The sequence below is a fragment of the Vibrio sp. OPT41 genome (genome assembly GCF_015163595.1).
GTDB lineage: Bacteria > Pseudomonadota > Gammaproteobacteria > Enterobacterales > Vibrionaceae > Vibrio > Vibrio alginolyticus.
In genome coordinates this window covers 223846-240091 of the sequence record NZ_JADDYH010000036.1, presented here as the reverse complement: position 1 = coordinate 240091, position 16246 = coordinate 223846, and the positions used below count along the sequence as shown (strand labels likewise).

Genomic DNA, 16246 nt, shown 5'->3' with positions numbered 1-16246 from the left:
CGGCGAGCGAGGCGGCATTGTGATTGACAACCAATGCCAAACCAGCGATGAGAATATTTATGCGATTGGCGAATGTGCCCTTTGGGAGCAGAAGATCTTTGGTTTAGTCGCACCCGGTTACACCATGGCGAGAACCACTGCCGATGTCTTGACTGGGATGCCAAGCGAAGGTTTCAAAGGTGCAGACATGAGCACCAAACTCAAGCTGCTTGGGGTGGATGTGGCGTCTATCGGCGATGCACAAATGCAAACCGAAGGCGCACAAGAAATGGTATTGCAAGATGCGGTCGCAGGCATCTACAAAAAGCTGGTGGTTGATGCGAGCGGCACCCAATTGCTCGGTGCAATTCTTGTTGGTGACAACAGCGATTACGATGCGCTCTTACAGTGTTATTTGAACAAAACGGTCCTGCCAGACCACGCGGCGAACCTGCTGTTTGATACCGGAATGCTTGATGGAGAGATGCCAGACAGCGCCATTATCTGTTCTTGTCACAACGTCACAAAAGGCGACTTAGTTGCCGAGATTCAAGCTGGCACCACCAACCTTACGGACCTTAAAGCGAACACCAAAGCCGGTACTGGCTGTGGTGGCTGTAGCAATATGGTGAAGTCGGTATTGGATACTCAACTGGCAGCCATGGGGGTAGAGGTTAACAACCACCTTTGTGAGCACTTTGAGTTAAGTCGCCAAGAGATGTTCCATATTTGCCAAGTGGAACAAATCAAAGACTTCGACACCTTAATTGCACTGCATGGCAAAGGGCATGGGTGTGATATCTGTAAGCCGACAGCGGCATCTGTTTTTGCTTCTTTGTGGAATGAACACATCATGGAGCCGCAGCATCAATCTCTGCAAGACTCTAATGATGCCTTTATGGCGAACCTACAAAAAGATGGCTCTTACTCGATTGTGCCTCGTGTTCCGGGTGGCGAAATCACACCAGACAAACTCATCGTGCTAGGCGAAGTCGCTCAGCAATACGATCTATACACCAAAATCACTGGCGGTCAACGCGTGGATTTATTTGGCGCGCAGTTAGAACAGCTTCCTGAAATCTGGCAAACCTTGATTGATGCTGGTTTTGAAACAGGGCACGCCTACGGCAAGTCGGTGCGCACCGTGAAATCTTGTGTGGGTTCTACTTGGTGTCGCTATGGTGTTGATGACTCGGTCGGATTAGCGATTGAGTTAGAGAACCGCTACAAAGGATTGCGAGCGCCCCATAAGCTTAAGTTTGCCGTATCGGGATGTACTCGCGAGTGTGCAGAAGCGCAAAGTAAAGACATTGGGGTGATCGCCACTGAAAACGGCTGGAATCTATATGTGTGTGGTAATGGCGGCATGAGACCAAGACACGCTGATTTGTTTGCATCCGACTTATCCAAACCAGAGTTGATCATCATGATTGACCGAGTTTTGATGTTCTACGTCAGCACCGCTGATCGCTTGCAGCGCACGTCTGTGTGGATGGAGAATATGGAAGGGGGCCTAGATTACCTTAAACAAGTGATTTTGGATGACTCTCTGAATCTATGTGATTCTTTGGATGAACAAATGGCACGAGTCGTAGATACCTATCAATGTGAGTGGAAGAGTACGTTAGATAATCCTCAAAAATTGCAACGCTTCCGTCCTTTCTTGAACAGCACATCGGGCAGCAAAGTCTTGCCGTACCAACGTGTGCGCGGTCAGCGTATTCCAGTGAAACAGGAGGTGTAAATGGCAGCTTTAACCAAAGTGAAATTGTGTCAGCGTGATGACCTAATGCCGTTCATCGGTGCCACGGTGTTGATTGAAGGCGAGCATGTGGCGTTGTTCTACATTCCAGATAGCGGTGTTTACGCCGTTCAAGATTGGGACCCAATTGGTAAGGCTTATGTGATGAGTCGAGGGATTGTCGGTGATATTGATGGTGAGATGTGTGTCGCATCACCACTGTATAAACAGCACTTCAGTTTAAAGAGTGGGCAATGTTTGGAAGACGATGCGCACTGCCTAAAAACGTGGCAAGTAACGATCGACGATAATCAGGTTTGTTATTTAGCCGAAGAATGATCCTCGAAATTAGCTTGCTCGATATGAATAAATTATTGGCATAAGAGAAAAGCGAATAAAGCTCCAGAGACAGCACAGTATCGCTCTGGAGCTTTTTGTTATTTGGAAGGATTCACTTGGAGTTCGGTATAGCCAGTCGAGTCGTCCATCGCTCTAGTGAACTCAAGTTCTGAGTACGAATGGATGATCAACTCTGCGGTAGTATCAATCACTGTGCCTTCCAGCAAATGCCCACCCCAAACTCGTCCTTCACGATCAGACACCGAGATATGAACGTGTTGATGTTCAGGCGTTAGTGTTCCCATCACAGAGACGATTTCAAATGGCTCTCGTTTGGCTAACGTACTCTCTGCACCTGCCAAACGAAGGTTGAGGTCAGAGATACAACCAACGCATGAGGTAATCGAGCCTGCTTTGATACCGTACTGCTCGACCAATTTCGCTAGGCTCAGCTTTAAGTCCATGCCTTTGGTAAGACGTACTGCTATCACTTCAATCGACATGTTATTTCCTAATCAAAACCAGTAAGCAGGAAAGCGCCGTATCCAAGTCGGCATAACGTTTAGCTTTGCCAAGTACGCGCATACCTTGCATGTTGTTGAGAACAAAACGAGCGAGCTCTTCTGGTTTCAGCGTTTTCGGCACTAAGGTTTCTTTTTGTGCATTGGTCAGCGCATCCGCAATGATGTCGATAAGATGGTCAAACAAAAAATGCCCTTTACGCAGTACATCATCGTCTTCACCAGCGTGCTCAATCAACGCATTTTGGATAAAACACCCACAGCTGCGTTTGCGTTGCAGATCAGCAAAAGATTTAAGGAACGATTCCAACTCAGGTAAGGACGCGTCGTCTTTTTCCAAATCATTCAGTGACGGTAGCGAGACCTTTTTCAAGTAGGTATCGAGCGCTTCGTAGTAGAGCTGTTGCTTGTCACCATAGGTGTTGTAAAGACTGAAGCGGTTGATGTTCAACTCGTCGGTGAGATCCGAGATAGACGTGTTCGCAAAGCCCTTGCGCCAAAACACATCCATAGCCACGAGAAGCTTTTCATCTCGGTCGAAGTTGGCTTTTCTTGCCATAAATTACCTGCCTGGGTCTGCTTATCGGGTAATTAAATTGCTTTGGAGGGATGGTACAGAGAACCTCTAGCGTTCGAACTGGACCAATATGATGAATACCCATCTATTCTTGGGTATCAGCCCCCAAATTCATGTGAACTTACAAACGGCATCAAAAATCTCGCTCAGCAAACAGACCCACAACTGTTTGAAAATTTTTGATAGTGAAGTTCTTGACTGATCGTTTATAAACTGGCTACAGTATATCCTAACCAATCGGTTAGAAAAAGATAAAAGGATGTGAAATGAAGCTCTATGAAACCGCAATGACTCCAAGTTGTAAGCGAGTTAGCATTTTTCTAAAGGAAATCGGTGGCGAGGTTGAGCGAATTGCGCTGAACGTTCGTGAGGGCGATAACCTATCTGAACCGTTTAAATCGAAAAGCGTGAACGGTAAAGTGCCTCTGCTCGAACTGGATGATGGTACGACGATCTGTGAAAGTGTGGCGATTTGTCGCTACCTAGATGAAGCGTTTGAAAATGATCTGGCGCTGTTTGGTGCTAACCAGCTCGAACGTGCTCAGGTGGAAATGTGGCATCGCGTTGTCGAATTCCAAGGACTAAATGCGGCATTTCAGGCGTTTCGAAACATGGGGCGAAGAATCAAAACAACGCGTCTACGAATTTCTGCCCGTCTTAGACAAGCGTCTTGAACATAATGATTTTATCGCCGTAGACCATTTTACTATCGTCGATATAACAGGCTTTATTTTGATCAGTTTCGCAATTAAAGGCCTAGAAATTGATGTGCTATCGACGTCGCCAAACATTGCTCGATGGTATAACCAAATTTTAGCTAGACCTGCATTTCAGAGTTAATGTATTGCAGCGAGTGGATGATAGCTCGCTGCTACCACCTTACCGATTCTTAACTCAGCAGGATATTCAAATTTTCTCAGATTTTTCTTATTTTTTCTCCTATCGCCTATAATTGGAAAAACAACCTCAATTTGCTTCGTTGCGTTTTAGAGCCTCGAGCTCTTGGTCCGTAGACGCTCTCTTTCATCATGGAAAGTCTAGTAATAGACAAGGAGAGGTCATGAGTATTCAAGTGAAAACTATCAATAATATTCTAATAGCCCTGTTAATGGTTTCGGTTTTTGGTCTATTCGCACTGTACCTCAATTACATACAGCAGAATGAACAGATTGAAAGGCTGCAAAGTCAGTTAATCGAAAAAGAGCATCAGATACTAATTTCTAATGAAGCGTTGTCTTACACTCGATATCAACACCAATTATTAGCCGAAGACTACAGCCGTTTTAGAAATGAGCAGTCAGTGACTAGTGTTTTGCGTTAGCCAGTATAGCAACTGTATTAAGGAGGAAGATGAAACCCATTCTTTTGGTCGATGACAGTAAAACAGTACTGCTTTACATCAGCAGTGCATTGGAAAAGCAAGGCTATGAAGTGGTTGCAGTTGAAGACGGAAGAGCGGCGCTTGAAGTGCTAACCCACCGCCCTGATATTCAGTTTGTGCTGAGCGATTTAATGATGCCTAGAATTAATGGTATTGAATTGTGTCGCCAATTAAAATCTAAAGTTAGCGAACGTTACATTTTCTTTGTTCTACTGTCTTCTAGAAATGACCAAAGTTCGATCGTGAAAGGCATTGATGCTGGCGCAGATGATTTCGTAGATAAGAAGACGTCTGTAGAGGAACTTCAGGCCAGAATCCGTGCGGGGTTTCGTACTTTAGAACTGCACAACAAACTCGTTGAGAGAAATAAAGAGCTAGATGCGGCCTACCAAACAATTCACCAAGACCTGCAGTCTGCGAGTCAACTGATGGAGCAACTACTCCCTGCTGAATCAACTATCCAAAATATACAGTTTAGTTATGTCTACAGACCATGCTCCCAGATTGGTGGTGATATGTTGGGGTATTTGGAGCTCGATGAACAACATGTTGCGTTTTATGTATGTGATGTTTCTGGTCATGGTATTTCTTCAGCTTTGATGGCTTTTTCTATTCAACAGACACTATCTCAAAGTCAGGGGCCTGATTCGATCACGATGGAGTTGAGAGATGACTGCTATTGCGTAAGTGAGCCAGCATCTGTGATTGAACGGCTAAATCGGCGTTATCAGCAAACTAGAAACAGTCAACTTTACTTTACTATGGCTTACGCCATTCTTAACACAAAATCAGGGCGACTTAGCTATTGCACGGCTGGCCACCCCAGGATCTTAGTTTGGCGAGCGAGTACGAACACGATGGAACAGATAGGTGACGATAACTTTATCGTTGGTGCAATGCAGCCGATAGAATATAGCGGTAACCAAATTAGTCTAGATGAGGGCGATGCATTGTGGCTTTATTCGGATGGTTTGATTGAAGCGAGGCAGGGTGAGGAGATGTTTTCACTACAACGATTGGCATCGAGTATAAAAGCTGTTTGCACGCTGCCAGTTGAAGATCAAGTGGGAGACGTCTTTAAAAAAGTACAATCTTGGCACAACGAAGATGAGTTTGATGATGATGCCAGCCTTTTACAGGTAAAATGGCATGGTGAGAGGCTCGATTTTAAGGAAAAGAATGTCAAAGAGCGAATTTAAACGAACTTACGGGAGCTCCCTTACTCACTCACGAAGTGCGAGCAAAGACGTTGTTCGGTTTTTGATGGGTCATCAAATCCCCTTAAATGCAATTCAATCATTGGAGCTTTGTGTCGTTGAGCTCATGAATAACGCTTATATTCATTCTTACAGTGAAATAGAAGGCCTGCCAATTGAAGTGGAGTGTAGGGTTGGGGATGACCAAGTATCCGGTTTCGTGGAACTGAGAGTCTCTGATTGCGGAGCGCCGATCAATGAGAAGACGTTCATCCAACATAAAAATAAACAGATTGAGGCACCTAACTTAATGGATGACGATAGTTGGTCCTCCTCTGGTCGCGGACTGATGTTAGTCGCTCAATTATCTGACCTGTTTAAATTGGAAAAAGGTTTCGAAAACAATACGTTTGTTGTAGTGAAAAGGAATTGGGAGAGAAACTAACAACCAAGCAAAGTCGATTTGCTTCACTTGGTCCCTAGCGTTAATCTGACGGTTGCGTTGTATATCATTGTTATTTTGTATTCGTTGTTGGTGCTGGTGATAGTAACGCCTCCAACTCTTCTGGTGTTAGAATATCACTGATGTTTAACATATTATTTTCATCATCTAGCGCCATCTTTGTACGGCTAAGTAAGTACCTTTTTTGAGTTGGTGTTAGGTCTTTGAGAGACTCAATCAACTCCCTGAAATTGCTATTATTCATTGCCATATTTCCCCCAGTTAAGCCTTGAATTTCTTTATTGCATATTCTTCAAGTAAGCGAAGATTTGTTGATTAATTGCAGCTAGCTCTTCAGTAACTATAGCTATATCTGAGCTATCTGGCGCTGTATCGTTTCTGGTTTTTTCTTCTATTCTTTGAAACGCAATGACCGCGGTGTCTTCTCCGAAACTCTCTAGAATGCCCTTTAAACTATGCGCTAATAGATAGAGTTCTGACCAACATCTGCTTGTATATAGCTCATCTATACGCTCTATATCATTCGTGTGATCTTCAAGGTATGTAGAAAAAACAGTGACGATCAGATCTACGTCGTTATCCATGTATGTATTGAGAACATCAAAATTAATCATGTATACCCCTATTAAACGTTGCGGTAGAGGAATGTTTCGGATAATGAAGGCTTAGCCGAAGGTATGAATGGCATAACCAGTATTTGAGCAGAAATAGTTTGCTTGTCGCTTGAGATAAACTTACAAAAAGAAAGTCATTGTTAAAGATATTTTGACTTATATCCAAACGGCAATGGTCGAAATGTAGGGATGAAAAAACTTCAACTCGCGTGTTTTTAACACAAGTAGCAAAGGGGACGTTTCCAAGTAAAACGCCGAGTCGGTAAGTGTCTTGCAGTCCTAGTTTAAGGCTATCGTTACATACGGACGCCCGACGTTCGCCAACTTTGACTATTCCTTCAGTCAAGGCTAACTCTCCTCATTAAGTACAAGTATAAATTAGCAATCTAGTTGCATATTGGCAAGTGATCTGCGGCAAAAAAGGGACTCGCGTCCCTTTTGTATTACTAGCTTTGCTTAGAGTCCTGTTCTATTTGCTTCATAAGCTCGTTGGCTTTCTTCATAGCGCGTCTTGCGCTTGAAGTCCTTCGCTTATTAAGTAATATATCGGAGAAGCGTAAGTATTTATCAGCAGTTTTGAATCTTAAATCGTTAACATCCTGAAAACCAATAGGAAAGTTTTTCGAGAACAGATCCACATCCTTCACCAAGTTATCGAGATGAGTTGTCGTCCTTGCCTTTTCTAGGCGAGAATAAAAGTTTTCAAACTCTTTTTGGAACAGGATTCTAGCGGCATCTTCTGGAAACGGTAGAGGGCTGTTGGAATCTAGCGCTGTCTCATATAATTTCATTTCCAGCACTGCATCTTTCATCGCATTACTTATCTGTAAGTTCTCTTGATGCTCTTCTACGTTTGAAAAGAAGGTGTTCCCAACCTTAATAAGAGCAACAAGTGCAGCTGCGTCTTTCTTTTGGAGTGCTTCAGTGAGGTGCTGACCGAAAACATCGCTAGATAACGAACTTGGCGTGAAAGGATAACCTTGATGAATCTGATTTAACTCATCCTTGAGCTCATAGATGGATTTACTGCCGTCTTCTTTACTGTACCGAGACTTTTCAAGTTGACTGTTGATTTGCCTTGCTATCGAAAGTAAAGTGGAGTGCTTGCTTGACTGAATATCTAAGGCAAGAACTTCTATTTTATGTGAGTCAGGGTAGTAGGTTTTTGCTTTATCAAGTATGGACTCAATTTCATCATAATTCGGGTAGTTGTTGGCATCAGAATTCAAAACCTGATCAATTTCAGATTCAAACTCGCTGAGAATATAGGTCTTGTGTAAGCGTAATAAGCCAGCCTTAACGACTGGATGTAAGCTTTTTTCACTATCAATCAGTGCCAAACTTTTTTCTGCTGGCGTATCAAGCTGCCACTCTTGTCCGGCAATTTGATCATTTTGCTTGCTAATAACGGTTTCCAAATTGGCGATGGTTTCTTGTTGCTGCTGATAACCAAATACAATGCCGCTAACTAATAATATACTCGCTGCCGCGCCGCTAGCGATAGGCCAATAGCGCATATTCAATTTGCGTTTCAACTGCTCAGGGGTCAGCTCGTTCGGAATGATGCCAGTTGAAAATACGCTTGAAAATATTGGCCACTTAGATGCAGGCATGTTAGTTGGTTTAGAGACCTTGATCTTCTTTTTGAGAGCTTCATTAACTGGAGTTCTTGCGTAAGGGTGTTTGCAACTCAATAGCTCGTAAGCAATACAAAATAGAGCAAACATATCGTCGCTTAAGTTCGGTTCCTTACCGGATAACAGGTTGAGTGATGCATAGTTGGGAGTATAACCAAGCGTTTCAACATTTTCGGATTTACGTTTAGCCGCATATTGATCCTGCTTTAATTGATGAGTTTTAGATACACCAAAATCAAGCAACTTAACGTTACCCTCAGACGTTAAAATCACATTAGCGGGCTTTAGGTCGGCGTGCACTACACCAAGAGAGTGAGCATATGAGAGTGCATCGAGTACCTGATTTAGGATTGATAAAGTTGCATTAAACTTCAGCCCATGGGGCCTAGAACGCTGTATTAAACTCTCTAATGTTTCTCCGTTAATATACTCCATAACTAAAAAGTATATTTCGCCATCAACACCAAAATCAAAAACCCTAATGATATTAGGGTGGCTTAACCTTTGAGTTTGTTGAGCTTCACGTATTAACATGCGTGCAGTCTCTGGTTGAGAAGCAAACTCTTTCTGTAATATTTTTAACGCAACGTAGGGTGTTTCTGAACCTGAAGATTCAAGAATCCTATCTTTAGCTAAGTAAACATCGCAAAGCCCACCATGTCCAATAACCGACTCAATTTCATACCGATTTTTAACGGTCGCTCCTATTAAGCTTTCGTTAATAACATCTTTGTTATTATTTAATGAGTCATCTTTATTGTTTTTTTTCTTATTAACTAACGGAGTGTTTTCTTTTTGAGACAGTTTTGTATTTGTTTCATTTTTATTTTTAACGGAGGTTTCATTATTAGTGAGTTTGGTTGATTTAACTGCATTGTCTCGTTTTTGAGTCTTTACAATTTTAGTTTTATCTCCGCTTTCTTCGTTATTTATAGAATTGTTTTTATTACTGTCTTCCATCACAAGAACTCCGTATAAATGATGGGGGAATATATACCTTTCTGCTCAATGAAAAGTCATTATGTTAGAATTTCTCGGCCAAACTAACATTCGTTTTTTTATTGATGAAAGTCTAAGTGTCAAAAATTTGAACTTGGTTGGATAATTAAAATTGTTGAACAATACGTGATTGCTTTGATAAAAAAATGATTCATTATTCCGTGCATGATTTTCAATGGCAGTATTAAGATTTTTATTAATCTTACTGTTAATAAGAAAGTAGTTAATAATAAAATTAAAAATAATATCTAGCAGGTCTTTGGCGAGGTTTACATGAAGTTGGTTTTAACCATAACAAGTTTTCACAAATTTACTCCAGAGATTGAGAGTGAGTTCGTGTTTGAATCAAGTGATGAACATGCCAAGGTTACATTTGGTAGGTCTGAACAATGTGATTGGACACTACCAGATCCTGAAAGAGTGGTATCCGGAACCCACGGAGAACTGATTAAGTTTGGTGACAAATACTTGATAAAAGACCTCTCAACTAATGGTACTTTTGTAAATAATGCTGTAACTCCTGTGGGTCAAGGAAATGAAATAGCACTAAGCGATGACGATATGGTTAGCTTAGGGGATTATCAAATTTCAGTTTCTATTCAAACAGATACAGATGTATTCAGTCTTGAGACAAGTAAAAGTCTTTCTAGCGCACCCCCTGAAGTAGTCTCAAGTCCATCGGAAGCAGAATTTGTTGACCTAGGCCTTAGTGCTAGTGAACTCTTAAACGAAAGTGTTCCTTCTGACTTTCAGCTAGATATTGGTTTAGTCGATGATTTTATTGATATCCCAAAGCCCGAAAAACAGAGCACCGTATCTGAAACTTTACCGAAAGTTAACCGACAATCAGAACACCTATCGACTCCCAACTTTGATACCAATGGGGGTGAACTTGCGGCTTTTGTTAGAGGGGTGGGTATAGATCCAATGATGATTCCCAGCGATAACCGAGAGGAATGGTTCGAACAACTGGGGGAGTCATTTTCTTTGATGCTAGTTGGTTTAATGGAAACACTGCATAACAGAGCAGTGTTTAAACAAACAAATCGACTTAGTCATACCGCATTTCGTAAGTCAGAAAATAACCCTTTAAAGTTTTCTGCAAACTTAGAAGATGCGATTCATAACTTATATAACCGTCAAACCGCTAGCTTCTTAAAGCCAAATGCAGCCATTAAAGAAGCATTTAATGACATCGAAAGTCATGAGCAAGCCTTAATGAAAGGTGTTGAAGGTACGGTTTCGAGTGTTATGTCACTTGTTGAACCTACTTCTATATACTCAGATGCTTTAGCGAAAGACACGGTTATTAATAAGGTTATTCCAGCTAGGAAATATGCTCAAAGTTGGAAGAGGTTTGAGGATATTCATAAAAAGCTATCCGATGATATTATCAATAAAGAGTCTCCGTTCTATTTAGAAGACTTCGCTAAGCACTATGAATTAGCATTAAAAAACAAAGGCTAGGAATTAGGGTGATGAAAAAGTTTTACCAATATATTTTGTTATTAATTTCAATAGCTTTATTTGGGTGCTCAGCAGCGAACCTAGTTGTTGATCCATACTCAGATTTAGAAATAGCAGCAAGTCATAACATTAATCCTGATTCAAACGGCAGGCCTTCTCCTGTAGTGGTGTATGTATTTGAATTAACGTCAAATACCATTTTCGAAAGCCAGGACTTTTTTTCTATTTATGAAGAAAGTGAAAAAGTCTTAGGACCTGATTTAGTGAATAAATATGAAGTTTCATTAACTCCAGGTCAGAAAGAAACATATCAAGCAAGTATGTCTCCAAAGACAGAATATTTAGGCATTGTCGTAGCGTTTCGAGATATTGAAAACTCAAATTGGCGACAAGTCATTAAAGTGGATAAGACCGGTTACAACACATATCAAGTATTGTTAGAAGATCTGTCTTTGGTCGTTAAATAACGTTTAGTTGGCTAATTATAAATGACGCAATACTCCAAGACGGCTTGGTGCGAAGGAATGTTTTTACGTCCCCAGCACTTCCAACAACAAGAACGCGCAACCTCTCAAGAATTCAAGGGCTTACATCAGTTAGGTGGGGCTTACAATTGGGGAGTTTGGAAATGTCGAGTAAAAAAACACGCGCTAAAAGATGGTCTTATTGAACTTGAGCATCTTGAAGCTGTTTTGCCAGATATGACGTTGGTTAATACGTTAATATCCAACGATTCAGTTTCGCCTCTACTTATTGATAAAAACACTGAAAATACGTTAGTAAAAATAACTCTCCCTCTTTCAAGTGTTACAGGTAAAAACGTTTCGGATGTAAGCGAATCGATCGTCTCTCGTTATGTACTTCAAGATATCGACGTGATAGATAACCTTACAGGACAAGATGAAGAAACCATCCAAGTTGCAGCCCTTAACCTAGAGTTGAAAGCGAGTAATGACAAATTAGCGGGTTATGTGGAGTTACCTATCTTAAGGATCAAAGAGGTAACTCCTGAAGGGGAAGTTATACTAGACGATGAGTACGTTCCTCCGCTTATCAACCTCCTTAGCGACAAAGTTATGTCAGCTTATCTACGTAACGTTATCGCGATGACAAAGATGCGTGCTGACGTTATTGCACAGCGCTTGATTAAGGGTAAATCTGCATCGGCATCTGCTGTTGATTTCATCATGCTCCAAATGCTGAACCGATATGAGGCGAAGTTAAAGCATTTCAGTGAGTTAGATAGGTTACATCCACTGGAATTAGCGACGACACTTAAAGGTTACATTGGTGAGTTAGCCACTTTTTCTAATAAAACTAAAAGAGTCCCAAGTTTGCTTGCGTATGATCACTTAGATGTATCAAGTGTCTATAGCGAGTTGAATCAGATACTCAGTCAGTACCTCAGTGTTGTCCTTGACCAAACTGCGACCAAACTTCCGTTGGAGCCTCGCCAATACGGTATTCAAGTGACGCCGCTTCCAGATAAACGCTTGCTTGAGTCATGCCAATTTGTGCTAGCAATTAAAGCAGACACCACAACAGATGAAATAAGACGCCTGGTCCCAGCGCAACTCAAGTTTGGCCCGGCAGAACAGATTCGCGATCTAATTAATAATCAGATCAACGGTATAAACGTAGTGCCGTTGAGTGTCGTCCCGAGACAGATTCCTTACCAAACGGGCTATGTTTATTTCGAAGTTGTCAAGAAAGGGCCATTTTGGATGAGGCTAAAAGATAGTGGCGGTATTGCGCTTCACCTATCAGGGCATTTTCCGAATGCTGAACTTGAGCTTTGGAGTATTAATCAATAGGCGCGCTCTGTATGGAACAAACGATAGTAAAACCAACACCGGGTGGAAGAGCACCCGCATCGAAACCACAATCAGAAAAGTCTGTGGATAATACCGTAGTTATCTCAAAAAGTCCTGAATTGGTGAACAATGATTCAGTGGTCGCTTATGGGAATAACTCTCTACTAGCAGAGGCGAATGGCCTGTTATCTATTATCGGTCAAATTCGCTCGACAGCGACTCATTCCGATCCGTTGTTTCTAAAAGAGACATTGGCACAAAAGCTTAGAGATTATGAGAACCGATTACGTCAGCATGACGTTGATTTGGATACCATTGATACAGCTCGTTATTGTTTATGCTGTTCACTAGATGAAGTTGTCCTTAACACCAATTGGGGTGGGAATTCATTCTGGAGTCACGATTCATTACTTAGCTCCTTCTATGCTAGCAGTCAAGGTGGGGAAGCGTTCTTTAAGCATCTTGATAAGTGCATGGCGAAACCAGATGTGAACTTAGATTTGCTTGAACTAATGTATGTGTGCTTATCTCTCGGGTTTCTGGGTCAATACCGTTTAGAAAAAAATGGACTGGAATCGCACCGGAAATTGAGAAGACAGGTTATTGCTACTCTTAAGACTTATGGGAGAGGAGTCCCTCAGGAACTAAGCAATAGTATCGACCAACACATTTTGAATGGCTCAAAGGCTTCTGATAGAGCTCCTCTTTGGGTTGTATGTTCTGTAACGGCGGCACTATTGGTCTGCATATATATGTATTTTAGTTATGAGCTAAATAAGGCATCCAATCGCACCTTTTCTCAATTAGTCAATTTGATTCAACCGCAACAACTTAACCAAGATGCAACGTCAGAATCAAAATCAGCGCCAATTGCAGAAAAGATTTCAATGTATCTAGCAACTGAGATCGGTAAGGGGCTAATCAATGTTGAGCCGCTGCAAGACAGGGTAAGAATTTCGTTAAAGTCTCAAGATCTATTTGAATCAGGTAGTGCTGATGTTGTCGCTTACATCCAACCCGTTATTTCTAAGCTTGCGAGAACATTGGAGTCGACCCAAGGCAAGATCATTGTTACTGGTCACACCGACGATAGGCCTATTTTCACGAGTAAATATCCCTCGAACTGGCACCTATCATTAGCTCGAGCCACTGCTATGTCTGAACAACTGATCTCGAATAGTGCATTAGAAGGGCGAGTGATACCCGAGGGATTGGGGGATGCAAGACCATTAGTTGAAAACAGTAGTGATGAAAACCGAGCTATTAACCGCCGGATTGAAATCGACCTTCTTGTCGCGAATTAATAATAGGTAGATAGAGATGCGTATTAAAGAAATTGGCAGAATATTTACTCAAAGATGGTTTCTCGGTCTTATAGGTGTCGCTGCTTGTTCTATTTTCATTTGGGTTGTTGGTCCACTTATTGCGATAGCGGGATATGAGCCCCTAAAGAGTGACTTTCAACGGCTAGTCACTATTCTAGTGTTGGTGTTGCTTTGGGCGATATTTAACGTTACCAAGCAGCATAAGCAAAAGGTGAAAGAAGACGAAAGTATTCAAACGTTGCTTGAGGTTGATAGCCTATCAGATAAAGAAGCGGCAAGTGAAATTGACTTAATGCGCGAGCGTATTGAGCAAGCTGTCAAAGTAGTGACGAAAACACACAAAGGCAAGAGAAGCTTGTATGACTTACCGTGGTATGTGTTGATTGGCCCTCCTGGAACGGGGAAAACAACCGTATTAAAGCAGTCGGGGTTAGAGTTTCCATTAGGAGACAGCCTTGGCTCTGACTCTATTGCCGGTGTAGGTGGCACTCGCCACTGTGATTGGTGGTTTGCAAATAAAGCAGTTCTTATAGATACGGCTGGCCGGTATACGACACAAGACAGTCAAGAAAAGGTCGACTCTAAAGCGTGGCATGGTTTCTTAGGATTGTTGAAAAAGTATAGAACGCAAAGACCAATTAATGGTGCGATTGTTACGATAAGTTTAGCCAGCGTGATGTCTCAGACTCGAACCGAGCGAAGTCTTCATGCTCGAGCAATTAAGTCGAGACTTCAAGAACTGAAAAACCAGTTAGGCATGCAGTTTCCGATTTACGTATTGCTCACCAAAATGGATTTAGTTGCCGGTTTCAATGAGTTTTTTGCCGATTTAAGTAAGGAAGAGCGAGAGGAATTATTTGGTTTCATGTTCCCTCGTGAAGTGGATGATGAAAGAGGCGTTATTTCTCTATTCAACAAAGAATTTCATGGCATGTTGGAGCGCCTTGATGCCCGTATGCTTAGAATACTTGAAACAGAGGACGATTTAGATAAACGCGCGCTTATCTTTGAATTTCCAAAGCAATTAAGAGTGCTACAAGCTAATCTTGACGAGTTTTTAGCTGAAATTTTTGCACAAAACAGTTTTGAAGAGCCTGCCTTGATTCGTGGTGTGTTTATGTTGAGTTCGGTTCAAGAAGGCTTACCAGTCGATAAGCTGATGAATGAATCAACCAATGGACTTGGGTTAAATCGTTTAGCTCTAGCAAAGAGTCAGACTGGTTCTCATAGTTATTTCGTAAAGAATCTTTTTGACAAGGTTATTTTCAAAGAGCAACTGTTAGGAACAGTTAATCGTCACTATCAAAAGCAGTCAGGTTGGATGCGTCGAGGTGTTTACATTGGATGTACAACGCTACTGCTAGGAGCTTCTGCGCTTTGGTTTATGAGTTATAAGTGGAACTCACAGTTAATTGTCGATACCAATGAACAAGCGAGCCATATTGATGCAATGATTGGCGCTCAAAGTTTAGATTTTGAAGCGGATATTGTTTCAGCTGTAGAAACATTAGATAGGTTGATGACGCTTCCTCTCGGAAAGCAAAGCGACTACGGTGATGCCGACTCTGTAAAGAGGTTTGGTCTCTATCAAGGAGACAAAGTGTCTCAGGCGGCAAACAATGCATATTCTGATGCTTTGACCCAATATTACGCCCCTCTGCTTCTTGATAGCTTGGTGTCAGAAATGGAGAGCAATCAACAGCATCGTGAGTATTTGTACGAAACGTTAAAAACGTATTTGATGTTATTCAATCCAGACAAATATCAACAAGATGAAGTGTTGGCTTGGTTTAACTTTTATTTCGAACGTCAATATCCGGGTGAGCTAAACGCAGACTTAAGAAGACGTTTGCTACAGCACACTCAATATTTATTAGGCAACGATGGACAAGGCTTTACTTACAACACTGCTGCCGTGACGAGTGCTCGAGAAGTGTTGACTCAAATGTCTCTACCTGAACGTGCTTATCAGCGAATGAAAATACAATTTTCTAAGAGTCATGTACCTTCATTTCGCTTGACTGATGTATTGGGACCTAAAGGGCTTGAGCAGTTCGAGCGAGCTAGTGGAAAACCGCTATCACAAGGCATTTCGGGTTTCTACACGTACAATGGTTTTCATAGCATTTTTCAGATTCAGATCAACCGTACAGTAAAAAGCTTAATGGAAGAGAACTGGGTTTATGGTGACGA

At 41.8% G+C, this 16246-nt stretch carries 15 protein-coding genes and 1 pseudogene; 11 read left to right on the top strand and 5 right to left on the bottom strand.

The features are described 5' to 3' along the window. On the top strand, positions 1-1723 hold a 1723-nt coding region (gene nirB / locus IQP38_RS15410), incomplete at its 5' end, for a nitrite reductase large subunit NirB (RefSeq protein WP_228010078.1). Then, the gene (gene nirD, locus IQP38_RS15405) at positions 1724-2059 is read left to right on the top strand and encodes a nitrite reductase small subunit NirD (RefSeq protein WP_053307743.1); all 336 of its coding nucleotides are present in this window, start codon (positions 1724-1726) and stop codon (positions 2057-2059) included. It abuts the gene before it with no gap. Between the two features lie 98 nt (positions 2060-2157). On the opposite strand, the gene IQP38_RS15400 is transcribed toward nirD, so the two are convergent. After that, positions 2158-2562 (bottom strand): PPC domain-containing DNA-binding protein, encoded by a 405-nt coding sequence (locus tag IQP38_RS15400; protein WP_053307742.1) that lies wholly within the window; start codon positions 2560-2562, stop codon positions 2158-2160. Position 2563: 1 nt separating this feature from the next. Then, positions 2564-3139, bottom strand: a complete 576-nt coding sequence (locus IQP38_RS15395; RefSeq protein WP_009701863.1) for a TetR/AcrR family transcriptional regulator — start codon at positions 3137-3139, stop codon at positions 2564-2566. A gap of 284 nt (positions 3140-3423) precedes the next feature. Between IQP38_RS15395 and IQP38_RS15390 the strand changes: the two are divergent. The 4 genes and pseudogenes from IQP38_RS15390 (at position 3424) to IQP38_RS15375 (ending at position 6179) form a co-directional block, all read left to right on the top strand. Continuing rightward, positions 3424-3997: pseudogene (locus IQP38_RS15390) on the top strand (glutathione S-transferase family protein). A gap of 220 nt (positions 3998-4217) precedes the next feature. Next, positions 4218-4478: a hypothetical protein gene (locus tag IQP38_RS15385; protein ID WP_053303685.1), complete on the top strand. Its 261-nt coding sequence runs from the start codon at positions 4218-4220 to the stop codon at positions 4476-4478. 29 nt (positions 4479-4507) lie between these two features. Beyond that, positions 4508-5737 carry a PP2C family protein-serine/threonine phosphatase gene (locus IQP38_RS15380; RefSeq protein ID WP_193837722.1) on the top strand — a complete coding sequence of 410 codons (1230 nt, stop codon included), beginning with the start codon at positions 4508-4510 and terminating at the stop codon, positions 5735-5737. Then, positions 5718-6179, top strand: coding sequence for an ATP-binding protein (locus IQP38_RS15375; protein WP_005375914.1), 462 nt, complete (start codon positions 5718-5720; stop codon positions 6177-6179). The genes IQP38_RS15380 and IQP38_RS15375 overlap by 20 nt, the downstream gene beginning before the upstream one ends. A gap of 70 nt (positions 6180-6249) precedes the next feature. On the opposite strand, the gene IQP38_RS15370 is transcribed toward IQP38_RS15375, so the two are convergent. From IQP38_RS15370 to IQP38_RS15360, 3 genes are all read right to left on the bottom strand, one after another. Further along, a complete protein-coding gene (locus tag IQP38_RS15370) occupies positions 6250-6441 on the bottom strand; it encodes a hypothetical protein (protein WP_005375916.1) in 192 nt (63 codons plus the stop codon). A 34-nt stretch (positions 6442-6475) separates the two neighbouring features. Then, positions 6476-6811, bottom strand: coding sequence for an Hpt domain-containing protein (locus tag IQP38_RS15365; protein ID WP_005375918.1), 336 nt, complete (start codon positions 6809-6811; stop codon positions 6476-6478). Between the two features lie 446 nt (positions 6812-7257). Next, positions 7258-9408, bottom strand: coding sequence for a serine/threonine-protein kinase (locus IQP38_RS15360; protein WP_193837721.1), 2151 nt, complete (start codon positions 9406-9408; stop codon positions 7258-7260). Between the two features lie 312 nt (positions 9409-9720). On the opposite strand from IQP38_RS15360, the gene tagH reads away from it, so the two are divergent. From tagH to tssM, 5 genes are all read left to right on the top strand, one after another. Next, a complete protein-coding gene (gene tagH, locus IQP38_RS15355; RefSeq protein WP_193837720.1) occupies positions 9721-10914 on the top strand; it encodes a type VI secretion system-associated FHA domain protein TagH in 1194 nt (397 codons plus the stop codon). An 11-nt stretch (positions 10915-10925) separates the two neighbouring features. Further along, positions 10926-11381, top strand: a complete 456-nt coding sequence (gene tssJ / locus IQP38_RS15350) for a type VI secretion system lipoprotein TssJ (protein WP_005375933.1) — start codon at positions 10926-10928, stop codon at positions 11379-11381. A 21-nt stretch (positions 11382-11402) separates the two neighbouring features. After that, positions 11403-12728: a type VI secretion system baseplate subunit TssK gene (gene tssK, locus IQP38_RS15345; protein WP_080276943.1), complete on the top strand. Its 1326-nt coding sequence runs from the start codon at positions 11403-11405 to the stop codon at positions 12726-12728. Positions 12729-12739: 11 nt separating this feature from the next. Continuing rightward, positions 12740-14032, top strand: coding sequence for a type VI secretion system protein TssL, long form (gene tssL, locus IQP38_RS15340; protein WP_005375939.1), 1293 nt, complete (start codon positions 12740-12742; stop codon positions 14030-14032). A gap of 16 nt (positions 14033-14048) precedes the next feature. Then, on the top strand, positions 14049-16246 hold a 2198-nt coding region (gene tssM, locus IQP38_RS26470), incomplete at its 3' end, for a type VI secretion system membrane subunit TssM (protein WP_228010077.1).

Excerpts from the sequence above, each read along its gene's own strand:
- IQP38_RS15360 (WP_193837721.1), bottom strand. The coding sequence starts at position 9,408 with ATGGAAGACAGTAATAAAAACAATTCTATAAATAACGAAGAAAGCGGA.
- IQP38_RS15400 (WP_053307742.1), bottom strand. The coding sequence starts at position 2,562 with ATGTCGATTGAAGTGATAGCAGTACGTCTTACCAAAGGCATGGACTTA.
- IQP38_RS15395 (WP_009701863.1), bottom strand. The coding sequence starts at position 3,139 with ATGGCAAGAAAAGCCAACTTCGACCGAGATGAAAAGCTTCTCGTGGCT.
- tagH (WP_193837720.1), top strand. The coding sequence starts at position 9,721 with ATGAAGTTGGTTTTAACCATAACAAGTTTTCACAAATTTACTCCAGAG.
- tssJ (WP_005375933.1), top strand. The coding sequence starts at position 10,926 with ATGAAAAAGTTTTACCAATATATTTTGTTATTAATTTCAATAGCTTTA.
- IQP38_RS15370 (WP_005375916.1), bottom strand. The coding sequence starts at position 6,441 with ATGAATAATAGCAATTTCAGGGAGTTGATTGAGTCTCTCAAAGACCTA.
- IQP38_RS15380 (WP_193837722.1), top strand. The coding sequence starts at position 4,508 with ATGAAACCCATTCTTTTGGTCGATGACAGTAAAACAGTACTGCTTTAC.
- IQP38_RS15365 (WP_005375918.1), bottom strand. The coding sequence starts at position 6,811 with ATGATTAATTTTGATGTTCTCAATACATACATGGATAACGACGTAGAT.
- IQP38_RS15375 (WP_005375914.1), top strand. The coding sequence starts at position 5,718 with ATGTCAAAGAGCGAATTTAAACGAACTTACGGGAGCTCCCTTACTCAC.
- tssK (WP_080276943.1), top strand. The coding sequence starts at position 11,403 with ATGACGCAATACTCCAAGACGGCTTGGTGCGAAGGAATGTTTTTACGT.
- IQP38_RS15385 (WP_053303685.1), top strand. The coding sequence starts at position 4,218 with ATGAGTATTCAAGTGAAAACTATCAATAATATTCTAATAGCCCTGTTA.
- nirD (WP_053307743.1), top strand. The coding sequence starts at position 1,724 with ATGGCAGCTTTAACCAAAGTGAAATTGTGTCAGCGTGATGACCTAATG.
- tssL (WP_005375939.1), top strand. The coding sequence starts at position 12,740 with ATGGAACAAACGATAGTAAAACCAACACCGGGTGGAAGAGCACCCGCA.